17 protein-coding genes and 2 pseudogenes (1 of these 19 only partly in view) are annotated in these 16,402 nt (G+C 34.0%); 2 read left to right on the top strand and 17 right to left on the bottom strand.

Annotated elements, in window-relative coordinates; genetic code table 11:
* Positions 1–446 carry the 5' portion of a hypothetical protein gene (locus THEXY_RS02300; RefSeq protein ID WP_013787238.1) on the bottom strand. The gene continues 721 nt to the left of window position 1, outside the view, so the window shows 446 of its 1,167 coding nt (coding positions 1–446); the start codon lies at positions 444–446; the stop codon falls past the left edge of the window.
* 172 nt (positions 447–618) lie between these two features.
* Between THEXY_RS02300 and rd the strand changes: the two genes are divergently transcribed.
* Complete coding sequence (gene rd / locus THEXY_RS02295; protein WP_013787237.1) at positions 619–777, top strand: rubredoxin; 159 nt, start codon at positions 619–621, stop codon at positions 775–777.
* 20 nt (positions 778–797) lie between these two features.
* Here rd and THEXY_RS02290 read toward each other — a convergent pair whose 3' ends face one another.
* The 5 genes from THEXY_RS02290 to THEXY_RS02270 all read right to left on the bottom strand — a co-directional run bounded on the left by THEXY_RS02290 (position 798) and on the right by THEXY_RS02270 (position 6,645).
* A complete protein-coding gene (locus THEXY_RS02290) occupies positions 798–1,502 on the bottom strand; it encodes a DUF421 domain-containing protein (RefSeq protein ID WP_013787236.1) in 705 nt (234 codons plus the stop codon).
* A gap of 37 nt (positions 1,503–1,539) precedes the next feature.
* On the bottom strand, positions 1,540–2,367 hold the full coding sequence (gene nadC, locus THEXY_RS02285) for a carboxylating nicotinate-nucleotide diphosphorylase (protein ID WP_041592057.1): 828 nt from the start codon (positions 2,365–2,367) through the stop codon (positions 1,540–1,542).
* A complete protein-coding gene (gene nadB, locus THEXY_RS02280; RefSeq protein WP_013787234.1) occupies positions 2,333–3,937 on the bottom strand; it encodes an L-aspartate oxidase in 1,605 nt (534 codons plus the stop codon). The genes nadC and nadB overlap by 35 nt, the downstream gene beginning before the upstream one ends.
* Complete coding sequence (gene nadA, locus THEXY_RS02275) at positions 3,934–4,842, bottom strand: quinolinate synthase NadA (protein WP_013787233.1); 909 nt, start codon at positions 4,840–4,842, stop codon at positions 3,934–3,936. Before nadA ends, nadB begins: the two co-directional genes overlap by 4 nt.
* A gap of 393 nt (positions 4,843–5,235) precedes the next feature.
* The gene (locus tag THEXY_RS02270; protein ID WP_013787232.1) at positions 5,236–6,645 is read right to left on the bottom strand and encodes an ISLre2-like element ISTxy1 family transposase; all 1,410 of its coding nucleotides are present in this window, start codon (positions 6,643–6,645) and stop codon (positions 5,236–5,238) included.
* Between the two features lie 288 nt (positions 6,646–6,933).
* On the opposite strand from THEXY_RS02270, the gene THEXY_RS02265 reads away from it, so the two are divergent.
* A complete protein-coding gene (locus THEXY_RS02265; RefSeq protein ID WP_013787231.1) occupies positions 6,934–7,449 on the top strand; it encodes a ferredoxin domain-containing protein in 516 nt (171 codons plus the stop codon).
* A gap of 35 nt (positions 7,450–7,484) precedes the next feature.
* On the opposite strand, the pseudogene THEXY_RS02260 reads toward THEXY_RS02265, so the two are convergent.
* From THEXY_RS02260 to alr, 11 genes and pseudogenes are all read right to left on the bottom strand, one after another.
* Positions 7,485–7,904 (bottom strand): annotated as a pseudogene (locus THEXY_RS02260) (YitT family protein); the annotation flags it as partial.
* 170 nt (positions 7,905–8,074) lie between these two features.
* Positions 8,075–8,731 (bottom strand): transposase, encoded by a 657-nt coding sequence (locus tag THEXY_RS12705; protein WP_230197624.1) that lies wholly within the window; start codon positions 8,729–8,731, stop codon positions 8,075–8,077.
* Between the two features lie 8 nt (positions 8,732–8,739).
* A complete protein-coding gene (locus tag THEXY_RS12700) occupies positions 8,740–9,327 on the bottom strand; it encodes a transposase family protein (protein WP_230197623.1) in 588 nt (195 codons plus the stop codon).
* Positions 9,328–9,458: 131 nt separating this feature from the next.
* Positions 9,459–9,947, bottom strand: a pseudogene (locus THEXY_RS02245) (YitT family protein); the annotation flags it as partial.
* Between the two features lie 21 nt (positions 9,948–9,968).
* The gene (locus THEXY_RS02240) at positions 9,969–10,700 is read right to left on the bottom strand and encodes a WecB/TagA/CpsF family glycosyltransferase (RefSeq protein ID WP_013787230.1); all 732 of its coding nucleotides are present in this window, start codon (positions 10,698–10,700) and stop codon (positions 9,969–9,971) included.
* 2 nt (positions 10,701–10,702) lie between these two features.
* Positions 10,703–11,782: a polysaccharide pyruvyl transferase CsaB gene (gene csaB / locus THEXY_RS02235; RefSeq protein ID WP_013787229.1), complete on the bottom strand. Its 1,080-nt coding sequence runs from the start codon at positions 11,780–11,782 to the stop codon at positions 10,703–10,705.
* Between the two features lie 37 nt (positions 11,783–11,819).
* On the bottom strand, positions 11,820–13,841 hold the full coding sequence (locus THEXY_RS02230; protein WP_013787228.1) for a DUF5693 family protein: 2,022 nt from the start codon (positions 13,839–13,841) through the stop codon (positions 11,820–11,822).
* A 112-nt stretch (positions 13,842–13,953) separates the two neighbouring features.
* Positions 13,954–14,400 carry a hypothetical protein gene (locus THEXY_RS02225; protein ID WP_013787227.1) on the bottom strand — a complete coding sequence of 149 codons (447 nt, stop codon included), beginning with the start codon at positions 14,398–14,400 and terminating at the stop codon, positions 13,954–13,956.
* A 117-nt stretch (positions 14,401–14,517) separates the two neighbouring features.
* Positions 14,518–14,868 (bottom strand): type II toxin-antitoxin system PemK/MazF family toxin, encoded by a 351-nt coding sequence (locus tag THEXY_RS02220; protein WP_013787226.1) that lies wholly within the window; start codon positions 14,866–14,868, stop codon positions 14,518–14,520.
* 1 nt (position 14,869) lies between these two features.
* The gene (locus THEXY_RS02215) at positions 14,870–15,145 is read right to left on the bottom strand and encodes a CopG family ribbon-helix-helix protein (protein WP_013297076.1); all 276 of its coding nucleotides are present in this window, start codon (positions 15,143–15,145) and stop codon (positions 14,870–14,872) included.
* Between the two features lie 87 nt (positions 15,146–15,232).
* The gene (gene alr, locus THEXY_RS02210) at positions 15,233–16,399 is read right to left on the bottom strand and encodes an alanine racemase (protein ID WP_013787225.1); all 1,167 of its coding nucleotides are present in this window, start codon (positions 16,397–16,399) and stop codon (positions 15,233–15,235) included.
* Positions 16,400–16,402: the final 3 nt, after the last annotated feature.

Below are 16,402 nucleotides of genomic sequence, written 5' to 3'. Positions count from 1 at the left end.
GTATTAACATTTATTAAATATATTTCATCATCCGACAAACTATTGCCTCCTACCGCAAAATTTCCATAAGGACTGAATATAAATTTTGTCGATTTATTGCCTTGGAAATACTTTAAATTGAATTTTTCTGCATCTATTACCTCGTAAAACTTTTTATTTCTAAAAAGTACCAAAGCTTTTCCATCGTATATAAGAAGCTTGTCGTAATTTGCAAATACAATTTTCTTATAAGCATTGTCTTCTGCATTTGAGTAAACAAAATTGTACTGAGGAAGATTAACTTCAGGAAGTCCGTCGTACAATTTTTTGTAATTTATTTCCATTTTATTAACTTCTTTGCTTTTTACTGTGTTGACCGTTTTAACGCTATTTTCAACAGGTTTTGCTTTCCCACACGACACAAGAATTGCACATACCAAAATAACTAACACAGCTATTTTTCTCATTATTGAACAACCTTTCGTTTTTTTATTAAATTATATGCCAAATCAAATCCATTTTATACCAATTGTGATATGCTTGTGCAAAATATGGAATAAAATCATTTTCAATATTGATTTTGGCTATTCTTAGCTGATATAATATAGTTATAGATAAAAAAAGAAAGGGTTGAGAAATATGGAAAAATGGGAATGCACAGTTTGCGGGTACATATATGATCCAGAAGTTGGCGACCCAACGCAAAATATACCACCAGGAACTAAGTTTGAAGATTTGCCAGATGATTGGGTATGCCCTGATTGTGGTGTAGGAAAGGATCAGTTTGAGAAGCTATAAAAATAAGGAGCGAGTGCTCCTTATTTTTTTGTAACGTATAGTATATCATTTGCTTCATACACTGCAAGAAAAACATCTTTAAAATTTGTTATGTTGTAAGCGTGCAAATTTTCTATAAGCCATTTCTCGTCTTTCCCAATCATCTCTAAATTCTTGTGCAACACTATTCCATCTTCAATGACAGCTATAGGAGCATGTATAGGAGCCTTTCTTATGTCCAGATCCTTCAATGTCACACTTTGATTGTCTACATTCTTTATTATGCTTATTTTCCCATTGCTTTCGAGATATGCCGCATGAACATCTCTAACGCTTAAAACATTGTGGAGTCTAAGCTCTGTCATCAGTAAATCTAAGTCTATTTTGCCTTTTTTTAATCCGCTTTTTATTATTTCACCTTCATATATAAGCGGTATGACATCCAAATCAACCATTTTCCTTAATTTAGTGTATTTCAGCATCAAAAAATTAAACAGAATGTACAAAACAGCAAATGTCACACTTGTAATCACAGGACCTCTCAAACCTAAACTGCTGTCAGAAAGTTGATGAGCAATGATGTTTCCAAAAGCTATAGATATGACAAAATCGCTCATCTTCATATTAGAAAGAGTCCTCTGCCCCATTATTTTTATAAGAAATAAAAGTAAAACGTAAGCAGTGACAGCTCTTAAAACCCATGAGGTCAATGTAAGGTCGCCGTAACCTTCCCAAAATTTTTGCATGATATCACCTCATGGTTATTGTTCCACTCAACATATTTTATAAATCATAACTTATATCAAGTGCTTTTACTGAATGTGTTATTGCACCAACTGATATAATATCAACACCTGTTTTAGCCACTTGCAATATATTGTCTTCGTTAATATTTCCAGATGCCTCTAATATGGCTTTACCATCAGTTATTTCAACAGCTTCCTTCATCATACCAATAGTCATGTTATCAAGCATTATAATATCTGCCCCGTATTTCAACGCTTCTTTCAGCTCGTGGATCGTCTCCACCTCTATTTCTATTTTCTTAGTATGGGAAACGCTATTTTTGATCATAGTCAATGCGTTTTTAATTCCTCCAACTGCTTTTATGTGATTATCTTTAATTAAAATTCCGTCGGATAAATTGTACCTATGGTTAATACCACCGCCTACCAAAACTGCATATTTATCAAAATACCTTAAGCCAGGCATCGTTTTTCGCGTATCTGTCAATTGAGCCTTAGTTTCACTTATTATGTCCTTAAGCATCCTGACGTATGTGGCTATTCCTGACATCCTCTGCATAAGGTTTAGTGCGACTCGTTCTGCCTTAAGGCAAGAATTCAGTTCACCATAAGTTTCTAATATCAAATCACCTTTTTTAACAGCATCACCATCTTTAAAATACTTTACATGCTCTATATCTTTATCAAAAGCATTAAAAACCATCAAAAAAACATCAATACCAGCTATTATACCGTCAGCCTTTGCGTATAAATATCCTTTTGCTTTTGCACCTTTAGCTATAAGCAAATCTGTAGTAATGTCGCCCCATGTTAAATCTTCTAAAATGTAATTATCTATCAATCTTTGTGCTATCATCCTGTCCATCAAAGTAAATTTCATCTCCTTTTATCAATATATGTCTTCTGTACATTTCATTTTTTTCCGGATAATCAGTTCTAAAATGACTTCCTCTGCTTTCCTTTCTTAAAAGAGCAGATATTGTCATGTACTTGCTTAAAATGTATAAACTTAAAAGTTCGCTTTTCGCCCTATCATCTGCATTCATGTAAAGTATATCTTCATGAAGTTTTAGCCAATTGAGCATTGTTTTTAAGCTGCTTTCACTTCTTATAATGCCAACATTCGCCTCCATAAGATGCTGCAGCTTATGCCTCAGTTTATTTACATCTATTTCCATATAAATCTTATCATAATTGTAAAAATGAGAAGGTGCAATCTTATTGTTTAAATATTTTTTTGAATTATTTACAGCCCTTGTAGAAAAAACCAAACCTTCCAACAATGAATTGCTGGCAAGCCTATTAGCTCCTTGTACGCCAGTACATGCACATTCTCCACAAGCGTAAAGCCCTTTTATAGTAGTTTCTCCGTTTAGATCTGTAGCAATTCCACCCATGTAATAATGTGCAGCAGGTGATACGGGTATATAATCTTTTTCAATGTCAATACCCATTTTTTCAATTTTTTCAAATATAGAAGGAAAGCGCCTCTTAAATAAACTTTTGTCTATATTTGAAACATCCAAGTAAACATAATCTATTTTGCTCTTACTTATTTCGCCTAAAATTGCTCTTGATACTACATCCCGTGGCGCAAGTTCATTTAACTCATGATAAAACGGCATAAACCTTACACCTTTTTCGTTTCTAAGTATGCCGCCTTCACCTCTTATAGCTTCAGTAATAAGAAACCTTTCCCCATCCTTGCCATGCAGTGCAGTCGGATGAAACTGCATAAATTCCATATCTTTCAACACTGCACCTTGTCTTGCTGCAAGTGATATGCCATCACCCGTTGATGTGTCAGGGTTTGTTGTATTTAAAAAAAGATTTCCGGCACCTCCTGTTGCCAGTATAACCACTTTTGCCCACACGATAAAAAATTGATCTGAAATCAAGTTCTTTGCCAAAACACCCTTCACAATATTATCTTCTACAAGCAAATCAAGCACTAAAGTACCTTCAAAAATTTTAACACCATCTAAAACAGATATAAGTCCATTTATTATTTCTCTACCAGTGTAATCTCCTGCATGTATTATCCTATTGGAAGAATGTGCTCCTTCCCTTCCAAGCTCAAGTTCACCATCCCTTTTATCAAACTTAACGCCTAAATTGATAAGGCGCTTGATATTAGATGGCGCCTCTTTAACTAAGACTTCCACAGCTTCTCTGTCGCATAATCCTGCACCTGCATAAATCGTATCTTTTATGTGGGACTCAAAGCTATCTACTTGAGATATTACACAGGCTATACCGCCCTGTGCCAATGATGAACTTGAATGGGAAAGTCTATCTTTGGTCAACAAAAAAACTTCTCCATAATTCTTTGCCAAATAAGCCGCATTAAGACCAGCTATGCCACTGCCAACTATTACATAATCGCTCGTGTAACTTTCTACTTTATTAGAATCAAAATTTACGCTGTAGCTCATTTTACATCTAACATCCTTCTAATTGGAATAACAGCTTTTTGTCTAATATCGTCAGGGACTTTTACCTCTGACCGCAAATTCTCAAGGCTATACAAAACATCTTCAATTTTCGTCTTCTTCATGTTTGGACATACCAGCTTGTTAGAAGGAAGTATGAATTTTTTATCAGGATATTTCTTCTGCAATTGATGTAGTATGCCATCTTCTGTGCATATTATAAATTCACTGGCATTGCTGTCTTTTACAAATTTTATAATGCCAGATGTAGAAAATACCCCATCTGCAATATCCAAAACATCTTCTCTGCACTCCGGATGGGCTAATACCAATGCTTCAGGATATTTTTCTTTCGTCAATTGGACTTCAAGTTTTGACAATTTATTGTGGGTATTGCAGTACCCTTGCCAAATTATCATCTTTCTTCCTGTCATCTTTTCCACGTAATGTCCTAAATTTTTATCTGGGACAAAGATAATCTCTTTTTCCTTAGGTATTGTATTCACTACTTTTACAGCATTGGCAGATGTACAGCATATGTCGCTTAACGTTTTTACTTCTGCAGTAGTGTTGACATAGCTTACCACATAAGCATCTGGATGTTGTTCTTTTAGCCTTAAAAGTCCATCATAGTCAGCCATTTCGGCCATAGGGCAGCCTGCACCTATATTTGGAAGAAGCACCATCTTATCAGGTGACAGTATGCTGGCGGTTTCAGCCATAAAGTGGACACCGCAAAATACGACTACATCTGCATCCGTCTCCGCCGCTTTCCTGGATAATTCCAGTGAATCTCCAATGAAATCAGCAATATCTTGAATCTCTGGTCTTTGATAAAAGTGACTTAATATAACTGCATTTCGCTCTTTCTTAAGCTTGTCTATTTTATTTAAAATGTCTTTATCCATTTGTATTTCCCCTTTTATAAATTTAATAATATTTTAGCACTTGTATAGTTTATTGTCTATAATGCTGTATATACGATCGTGTCAAGTATTTTTAGGTTTTTTTGAAAAAAAGACCTCACTATCACTCTAAGGATGAGTATTGATAGCTGGATTTTAAGAAAAGTTTTTTAGTGTTGAAGTCTCTTAACTTCTTGATAGCATAAAATCGCCACTCACTCTATAATCTTTGATTTTCTTTTAATATCTCACTCATTCTCAGATTCTCACGCTCTTCAAAGAAGCCATCATGTATATCAATGCTATTTATTCATGAATTTTACATGTGATAGGTAACCCAAATAAGCTCCCCATAATAATAACTAAAACTACAATCTTCAATATATATGCATACTTTTAAATGGCATTTCTCAATAGTAATGATTTTATAGCCTGACTTGTTAATGTTTTTTTATTTTGCAATATTGGCAAGCTTATTATGTTTTCATAAGTTGATCTTATTTTCTTTAGTTGTTGTTTCGCTTTATACACTGTTTGCTTTGGTATTTCTATTGGCTTTAAGCTTTCATATTGCTGTTTTAATACGACATCTTTCAGTGATATACCGCTTGCTTTTATTGCTCTTAATTTTGCCATTTTGTGAGCCCCAACCTTGCTCCATGAAATTGGTCTGCTTGATAGCCTCTCTGAAAGTACATGACTTACATGACTTTCTGCACTGCATCCTGTTATTTCTTTTTTGTAAAGGCTGTATGAATTTATTCCATCCCAATTGTTATTTATATAGGTTTGGCACTTCATTACGGGATTTTCTGTTCCGTTTAATTCTAGTTCTTTGTATTTTTGTGTTAAAAGCTCATTGACTTTTTGTTTGTCTGCTTTAAATATGGCTTTCCATAATTCTCTCTTTGTTTTTTTATCTTCTTTTATTGCAGCTGTTATGTATTTTTGTAGATGAAATAGGTCTAATACGTATACGGCATTAGGCAGATATTTTACTCCGAATTTTATCCATTCTGCTCCATCTCCAGATACGTATATGCGTTTTATTTTGTCTTCGTTATATGTGTTTACAATGTACTCCCATACTTCTTTCCATAACTCTTCTACTTTTTCTCCTTCGTATACACCTGAAAAGTATACGGCATTTTTTAGTTCATTTCTGCCTTTTGTTATTGTTTGTTTTCCTTCGTGTACGTATATTAATTTTACAATGTCTGGTTTGCCGTTTTGAAGATGTATATGGTCTTCATCAGCTTCTATGTATAAAGTTTCTATTTCTTTTTTAGTCTTTGGCTTTTCATATGTTTGAAGGTTGTCTATTTTTCTTAATGTGTTCATTACTGTTTGCCGGCTTACATTGCAGTTAGCTCCATTTCTTTTAAGTTCCTGAGTGGTTTTTTGATATGAGAGTATTGTAGAAAGATCCGTTATATCAGCTTTAAGCTCAGCATCTATTCTTTCATATTTTTGGATGCCAGCAGCTTTATCTACGAGATATGCCTTCTCTCCTGTTTCTTTGTTTTTATAGTATCGTCTTTTGTATGTGATATCTCCAAATGCAGTTGTTATTGTCCTTTCACAATCTTTTTGGACTACCACCCAGTTTTTCCTTTTGTATTTATCTTTATATATGCTTTGATCAAGTTCATGAAGTACATCTGCACAAATCTCTTTTCCTAATTCATTTAGAATTTTTTTAAGTTCTTCTTCAAATTCCAAATAGGTATATTTTCCATCAAGTAATCCAATAATTTTTTCTACAACAAGCAGGAATTTTTGAAGTGTATGTTGAATTATTTTCATAAGACCTCACCTTCCTATTTATTTTCTAACTCATCCTTTTGGGAGGATGGTGAGGTCTTATTTCTACATTTCATCGCTATTTTCCTGCTTTTTCACCTAAAAAAATTTTACACTAAGTATATACATTCAATATAGTTCTTAATTGGATACTAATATTGTCTTATAAAAGAGCACTTTATATGCCAACTAAAAATTTTATATATACTAAAACATTGCGCCGCATGATTTTGTATGACAAGAAAATAGTAATATAATATTGTTGTGATAAATATAAATGGAGGGATTTCAATGAATGTTATCGAATTAACAGCAGAACTCATGGCTTTGTCTGCAAGAACAGCACCAAAAGCATCCGGTCAAGACTTTATAGAGACAAAAGTCATAACCGGAGACGATTTAAAAAGGCTTAATGAAGATATGGTTAAATACGGAATAGAATCTGGAAAGAAAAATTTCGATAGGGATGGCAAAAATGTCGAAAGATCTGGAGCCGTACTGCTTGTTTCTCTTAACAAACCTAAAAAAGCTGGTTTAAACTGTGGAGCTTGCGGATACAACAAGTGTGACGAACTGCCAGATTTTAAAAATGGAACAGAATTTGACGGACCTATGTGCGCTTGGAGGCTTATCGATCTGGGCATTGCAATAGGATCTGCAGTAAAGACTGCCAGCATGCTAAACGTAGACAACCGTATAATGTACAGGATCGGCATAAGCGCAAAAAGATTAAATCTTATAGATGGTGAAATCGTAGTAGGCATACCATTGTCAGCCACGGGGAAAAACATATATTTTGATAGATAAATTAAAGGACATGGCATAACCTAACCATGTCCTTCTTACATGTTTCTAAATCCCTCACCTAAAACCTCATGGGCTGTAGACAAAATCACAAAAGCTTTTGGATCTATTTTTTTGACCACATTTCTTAATGTAGTTACTTCACTTCTATTTACAACCACAAGCAAAACGTTTTTTTCCTGTTTAGAATATCCCCCAACACCTTTTAACTCCGTAACGCCCCTATCCATATCGTACAGTATAGAATGGCTTATTTCCTCGTATTTATCTGAGATAATTATAGCAATTCTTTCGTAATCGGTTCCTTCTTGAATGACATCTATGACCTTTATCGCGATAAATTCTGTCGCTAATGCATATAAAGCAAGCTCTGGACTAAACTCGATTCCCGCTAATGCAATTATTATAAAATCTATGATAAGCAAAATCCTGCCAACTGTCAAAAAAGGTATGTACTTGTCAGAGATTTCGCATCAAAATTCCAGCAAAAAATTTATCTTTACAAGAATTTTTATATTTTACATCTAGTTGAATATATGGTAATAGTAAATCCATTTAGATGCTAAAAAAGTTATACTTTCCCCTTACCCCATGAATTTTAATAATGAATTTCCAGTTTTGTTTCAAATTATGTCTTCACAAACAGTGGATTACTCCATCCAGTTTCTATGATAAATATCTCATCTTTTATATCTTCAATAATATCTATTTGAAGCATATGCTTTTCCCTAAAATTTCTTATACACCTGAAGAAATATAATTGCATCAAATTAAATGCTATTATTATAAACATTAACACAGTTTCTACACCCTCAGGACTGTGCATAAAACAGTGATTTAAGTGCCATTCTGTTTTTAATTGATGAAAAGCATTGTTTTCAATTTCCCATCTTTTATGTATTATTTTCCATAAAGTTTCTACTGAAGTAACTTTAGAGGTAGTTATTATCCATGATTCTTTTGTTTCTACTTTGCTTGAGCTATGTATCTCCTCTATAAATTTTATAAACCTTACTTCTATGTCGGAATTAGGCATTTGAAAATTGTCTTCGTCCCAGGCCTTTATTTTAATATAATTGTTACTTTTTTTCTTAACAGTCCATTCTTTATCTGCTTCTCGACACTTGAATAAACCAAGTGCATCCTTAACTATATTAAGTCTTTCATCTTTAACCCTTACTACTGCATCCATCCCTATTGATAATACTTCTTTAATCCAAGTAGATTTGCAATATAATGCATCAGCTACTATAATGTCTGCAAAATGATGAAATTCTTTATGCAATTTTCTAATTAGACGCTTGCCTGCTGTGATTTCTCCTTCGTCTTTATCTGAAGCATCTCTTTTGGTTCAAGCATTTCCTGACCTATGATAAGATGTGGATCAGAACCTACAGATGCACATATTACTGACCTATGAAAGTAATGAGTAATCCCGTCCTTTTGGACTCGTGTAAGACAATTATCACAGCACTTATTAGTGCTTTCAAATAACTCTACACCATCTATTGCAACAACTTTTAGTCCATCTATAGTTCCTTTTCTAAAAACCTTATTTTTTGTACTTGTCTTGATTATACTATTATTAAGTTCATTTAAGCCATCTAAATCAAAATTGCTTAAAACACGCCTAATAGTGTCAATACGAGGAATTTTAGTCTTTTTAGGTAATACTTTTTTAAATTTACCTTTTTTAAGCCAATGTTCCAACCTATTAAAACTCCTTATTTGAAGCATAAATCCAAATAATACTACAAAGGTAACTGTTGAAATTTTTACTGAAGATTTTGCTCTTTTATCTTTTAGGGTATTGATTTTTTCTCCAAGATGGTATATCTTAGAGAAGTAAATAAGCATTTGTTTTAAATAACTTTTGTTCATTTTATCAGCATCCTTTCTATTTAGGTTTTCGCAAAACATATTATAGAAAGGATGCTTTTATTTTGCAAATTTTTTTCTTTCAATTTCCAGTAAAAAACGGAAAATCACATATTTCTAGCTGCTCTTAGTTAAATTATATAAATCAACGTGTTTATCACTCTATAATTTTTTAAATGCGAAATCTCTGTGTACTTGTGAAGTGTCATTGCCGCAAGGTCAGTGCCACCTGTCGTAGCACCGTACTTTATAACAATCCCCAATCCCAAACCCATTATAAGGCCGCCGTAGACAGCCGCCAACATTGGATTATGCGTCATAGGCTTTAAAAATGATAGTGCGTCAATTGAAACACCAAGAAGCAACGTTGAGTACAGCGTCTTAGCTCCAAAGACCGAACCTAAAACTTTAATCGATATTAAAAAAAGAGGAATGTTTATAAGAAGTGTAACGGCTCCAACAGGCCACTTAAAAATATAATTTAAAACGATGGCAAGACCGCTTACACCACCAGGAGCAATTTGATTTGGTATCAAAAATAAATCAAGTGATAAAGTAAGTAAAAGTGTTCCTATTGTGATCCAAATAAAATCCATTACGATCTTTTTTACCTTTTCGCTCATAAAAACGTATCCTTTCTTACATCACTTTGGTTTTTTTGAAAAAAGCACCTTAACCGCAAACTTAGGCAATGCCATCATTCGCTTATATCTCCATGGCTCTTTCAAAAGGCGATAAAACCACTCTAATCCCAACTTCCTGTATATTTCTGGCGCGCGAGTGACTTTCCCTGCTATTACGTCAAAACTTCCACCAACGCCAATTGCCACTTTTGCTTTTAATTTATTTCTATTCTCATATATCCATTTTTCTTGTTTTGGTGCGCCTAATGCGACAAATAACAAATCTGTATTTTTCTCATTTATATCATGTATGATTTCATCTTCATCATCTTTGCTAAAATATCCATCGTGAAATCCAACTATGTCGATTTCACTGTACTGCCTTTTCAAATTAAGATATGCAGCTTTCACCACATCAGATTTAGCACCTAAAAGATATATCTTATACTTTTTTGCAGATGCAACTTTAATAAGCTCCATCATCAAGTCAAATCCCGCTACTCTCTCCGGCAGCTCTTCCTTGTAAATCTTTGATGCAAAAATGACACCACTGCCATCAGGAACATTTAAATCTGTCTTATTTAAAATCTCCTTATACTCAGGGTCTTTCTGTGCCATCATTACAATTTCAGCATTTGGAGTGGCAACCATATGAAGTCTATCTTCAGATAGAAATTTTTCCACAGTATCAACAGCTTGTTTCATATTAACTTTATCAATTGGCACATCGAAAATCACAAACCTTTCAGCCATATTTACACCTCGTCATCATTATTTTTTAAATATACGAAGTTGTTTTTAGACAATTCTCTTAATGATTTAAGATGAATTTTTAAATTCTCTATAAACTTATCTCTATGGTTTAAGATAGATTCAGCATAGTTGGCTATCTCATCTGAAGAAAACTTGTCTATCTTAAAAATCTTTGAATCGACTGACTTCAAAAACCCATCAATTTTCGGATCGTAAGATATGCCTATAAATGGCACTAATGCCACCAAAGCAAATATCAGTGAATGAAGTCTTACCCCAATAAGTAAACTGCATTTTTTTATTATTCCCAATATCTCATTGGGCTCGTACTTACCTCTTACGATCTTATAAGGAGATTTTAAGTAATTAGCTACTTTCTGACTCTCTAATTCATCTTTTTTATAGTAAAAAGGCAAAAAAACAACTTCTAAGTTATATTTCATAGATATGGCATCAATCGCTTTGGCAAGCTCTACCCGCGATAATTCATTATTTCCCCACTCTCTGGTACATACAACTATGTACCTATTCTTATCGATTCCCTCGTCTTTCAATATTTTCTCTATTCTTTCATCGCTGCAGACATTTAAGTTGACGACGGGATCTGCAGCAAGAATGACATTTTTATCGATATTAAGTTCTTTTAAAACAGACAAAGAATCTTCATCTCTTACTGTAATCATATCTACCCTTTTTAACAAAAAACTAGCAAGAACTTTATTGTATCTTCGGTGTATCGGTCCAATTCCTTGTCCTACAATGTATACTTTTTTTCTCAGTAAAATTCCTAAAAAAATTATAGATAAGTAGTACCATAAACTTTTACTACTTGTTACATCTTGTATTAAACTTCCACCACCGCTTATAATGACATCAGCATTCTTTATTGCATTAAAAATATCTTTAAATGAATTTCGATTTATAGATTTTACACCGTACTTAGATGAAGTAACATAAGGTGCATTTGAAAGCACCGTTACATCATATATACCTTTTTCTTTAAGTCCAGCGACGATGCATTCTAAAACAGCATCATCGCCAGTGTTTTCAAAGCCATAATACCCCGATATCAAAATTTTCATTATTTTAACCTCCATGGCTTAATAAAAGTAAGTAAAATCAATTGTGAACATTCTTCACATTTATATATCTCATAAAAATATCAACAACTTTTAATGCAACTAATCCTATTATAAGTCCAAACACCCAGCTTATTACAGTACGTTCTAATGCAATTTTAAGCACACTTTCCACGTGGCTCATGGTATTAGGCATAGATAGTATTCCTATAGATGCCAGTATTCCAAATATAAAATTCATTGATTTTGATTTCTTCTTGGCAGCGTATATGCTTAATATCAAAGCAGGATATCCAACTAAAAATTCTTTTGTCCTTGGCCTTGCCACAAGGTAATGTTCAAGCAAGCTTCTAAACTTAAGCTCTATAGATGTAGGCTTTATGACTGGTGAATTGCCTGTTCGCGAAATATATACAATTCCTACAAAACCAGCTATCAAAACAGCTAATACATGCCATATTTTAATTTCTGTATTTAGTATTTTAATGGAAGCATCAGTCAATTTCTTAAATGTATTTATATTCCACACTTTATAGCCGTAATACGCTATATACACTACCACCGGTACCGTAAATGATAGTTTTACGCCTCTAAAGTAGTCTAATTTCAACATGTATTTGCTGTCTGCCATAATTGCTGCAATTATTAGCCCACCGGCTAAAGATATTAAAACAGTCTTGAAGAAAATGTAAAGCGAATCTCTCACATAATGGCCATCTTCTCCGTTCTCGATAATCTTTTTGCTGCCATCGATAAAATACCCTATAGCCAGCGATGGATATATAATAGATGACAACAAAGCTACTGATTTGATGCCAAGGTCATTGTACTTTGTTAAAATCAAAAGCGACGATATGACGATGCCTAAAATCGTAAGTATTAAAGAGTACCTTTCTCTAAGTCCAAAAAGCATTAAGAGGAGAATTCCACCTGCAACAACACCTAATGCAATCAACAATTCCATTATCTTTGATTGATGAATCGGGCTTAAAGGCCTGACTACGCCTAAATTAAGTCCTGCATAATTCACAAGGTCATTTATCTCTTTTAACATGGATATGTTCTGCTTCAAATTGTAATTTTGAGACTTAGTCGTATCGACTTTTGCCCTGATATATACAATTCGCACATCTCTCTCTATGATAGATCTGTACCATCTGTCAACTATTCCACTTGTATCGTACTTAGCTGTCTCAGCTTCAGAAAGGCCGTAAACTTTAGCTCCATTATAACCATCAAATTTCGTAAACTTTTCTGTTCCAGCTTGTAAGCTTTTGCCCATAGGTGTATCAATAATTCCGATGGCGATTCCGTTCTTTTTAAATAAAGATGCTGCATACGATATTTTATCAGGGTTTCCCAATACATCATTTCCGCCAAACACTACTGTCTTCACGCCGTAATGTTTTAAAAGCTCTACGTAGTTTTGTATGTCTTTGTCTTTTATGCCATTGTAATTTTCAACCCTTGGTATTATATCAAGACCCAATGATTTTACCATGTCCAAATCATTTTTGTCAAAACCTAAGCCCTGGTCAGCAAAAGTATCCATGTCTTCGTTTAAAATAAATGCATAGTTATTCCCATTTTTTAAAATGGTCAACTTGTCAGACGGTACCCTTTTAGTCAAAGATGACTTCAAGAAATCATAAGTCGAAACATCATCTGTAGTTGCAACAATATAATCCTTCTCGATCCTTTTTTGGCTATCGCTTAAACTTTTAAGGTATGACGTCAACGCAGAATTGCCAGTAGTATTCTTAAGGTTATAAATATTTTCCACATCCGACATCTTGTAAAGGGATATTTTACCGATTTCTTGAAGCCTGTTTAATGTGACTTCAGGTACTGCCACTCCTTTTAAGTCGTTCTCTTTAAATGTCGTCAAAACGTCCTGTACGCTCATTCCCGTATTCTCAGCCAAATTTTCAAAGTTATAAAGGTCAGCCACGGTTTCCACCGTGTTGTACTTATTTTCAACGCTAATTCTGGATACATCTACAATTGCAGAAACTGCTAATGATAGTGCTACAAAAAATACGAGTATTTTCTTTAGACTCAAAGAATATCTCTCCTTCATTATTTTAGTATTGTATCACTTGAATTATATCACTTTAATATAACCTTGAGCAATACCATATTTTAGAAAAAAATAAAGCGCTTTAAAGCGCATTTTAATTTTTTGTGTATTTTCCCATTACCACGATTATAGTATCAGCTTTCGCCTTTATTCCTCTGCCATCTGACCGTGGGAAAAGCAGCAGATGATTTGCTGGTATCAATGCATTGTTTTTTAAATCTTTTCCACCCGTCAAATCCGATACACCATCAGTGCTGGTGACAATCGTTGATGTATTATCTGTTCTGACTATAGCCTCAGATCCTTGATAAAGTGTAATGCTTTCACCAGGTTTTAGCTCAACTATGTCGTAATTGCTGCTTGATGTACCTACTTTGCTATCTATGTAGCTTTTTAAATCATCGTACTTGCTGTCTACATAGCTTTTTGTGACTATCGGATCCTGTTGACTACCAGGATCTTGAGTCGAATCAGCGTACACAATTCCAATTACAGCTAACATCACAACAAATACCAATATCAATCCATAAATCTTCTTCACAAGCTAAGCCCCCTTCTTTAGTTTTATTTTATACAAAAAATTCGCATATTTCAACAAAAATCTCTTTAAATCGCGAAAAATGCCATAAAAATAAAAGGACATTTTTCTAAGCTGTCCTTAAAAATCTATCAATCCAAGGCTTATCTGCAATGCCTCATTTACTTTTTCCATCATATCTTGGTCAAAATGGCCTATCTTTTCCCTTAGCCGCTTTTTATCTATAGTCCTTATTTGCTCTAATAAAATAACCGAATCTTTATTAAGACCATATTCCGTTCCATTTATCTCAACATGTGTCGGCAATTTAGCCTTGTTTATCTGAGATGTTATTGCTGACACGATAACTGTAGGGCTGTACTTATTGCCGATATCGTTCTGTATTACAAGTACGGGCCTAACACCACCCTGTTCTGAGCCTATGACAGGGCTTAAATCAGCATATAAAATATCTCCACGCTTTACAATCATATCAATCACACTTTTTCAATTTCTTTTCGTATCCGTTAAAGCATTCGTTGTCAGCGGTTAGGCCCAATTCCGCAAGTTCTGCATTTATAGCCGCCATCTCAAGGTACCCTTTCTTCATGCTCTCCCTTATCTTCATCTTCTTTCTCTCTTTAATGTACAATTTCATGGCTTCTCTTATAAATTCACTGCGGTTTCTATTTTCCATAGCTGCAAGTACATCAACTTCTTCCAGTAAGCTTTCCGGCAAACTGACGAGTATTCTTTTTGTCTCGCCCACAATTATGACCTCCTAACACACTTATATAATTTATTATATACTGCTATATATATTAATGTCAATCTTTATTATTTTTATACATAATATTTAACATTTTAAATAATTTTCTACTTTTGTTATCTCTCCATTAAATATATATATTCTTGGTACCCGTCTGGATATTCCACAATATACTTCATAAGAGATAGTTTTTAATTTATTTGCAATTTCATCAGCGCTTATGAATTTGCCATCTGCTTCTCCCATAATAGTAGCAACATCTCCTTCCTTAACATCTTCAATCTCTGTCACATCAACCATACATTGATCCATGCATATTTTACCAACTATAGGAGCGTATTTGCCATTTATTATGACATTGTGATTATTTGATAAAAGCCTATTTAAGCCATCCGCATATCCTATAGGCAAAGTTGCTATGCGGCTTTTTCTGTTTGTCCTATACGTCCTGTTGTAGCTTATATATTCTCCTTCACCCACATCTTTAACATAGACGACTTTAGATCTTAATGATATAGTTGGAAGTAAATCGATTTTTTTATTAACTTCACTTGAAGGGAAACTGCCGTAAAGTATAATCCCCGGTCTTACCATGTCAAGGTGTGTTTCCGGCATGTCTAATATTGCAGCACTGTTTGCTATGTGCCTAATAGGAATGTATAAGCCCGACTTTTTAAGCCTTTCTATAAGATTTAAAAAGATCTCAAGCTGTCTTAACGTATATTCCTTGTCTTTTTCGTCTGATGACGAAAAATGGCTAAATATGCCTTCAATGTTGATTCCAGCAAGATTTGACATGGTTAAAATCTCCTCATAAGCTTTATTCATGTCATTGTAGCCGATGCGACCCATCCCTGTGTCTATCTTAACATGAATCTTAGCATCTTTACCAAGCTTTTGAGCCACCTTTGCTACCTCTTTTACGTAACTTAGCTCAAATGCTGTCTGAGTAATATCGTGCTTTACAATCACATCAGCAAACTTTGCTGGAGTATATCCTAAAATGAGTATTGGCTTTGATATACCCTGCTCTCTTAGTTCCAGAGCCTCGTCTATTGTTGCAACAGCCAGATAATCTACACCACAATTTATCAATTCCTTCGACACTTCATACGAACCATGCCCATAGGCATTCGCCTTGACTACTGCCATTATGCCAGCATTTTTATCAGTGATTTTTCTTATCTCTTTGTAGTTGTGAATTATATTATCCAAATTAACTTCTGCCCATGTTGGTCTATACAAATTAAGCATAAT

Source organism: Thermoanaerobacterium xylanolyticum LX-11 (genome assembly GCF_000189775.2).
Classification (GTDB): Bacteria; Bacillota; Thermoanaerobacteria; order Thermoanaerobacterales; family Thermoanaerobacteraceae; genus Thermoanaerobacterium; species Thermoanaerobacterium thermosulfurigenes.
The sequence above is the reverse complement of the archived record's forward strand: the minus strand, read 5'-3'. Positions and strand labels throughout refer to the sequence as shown.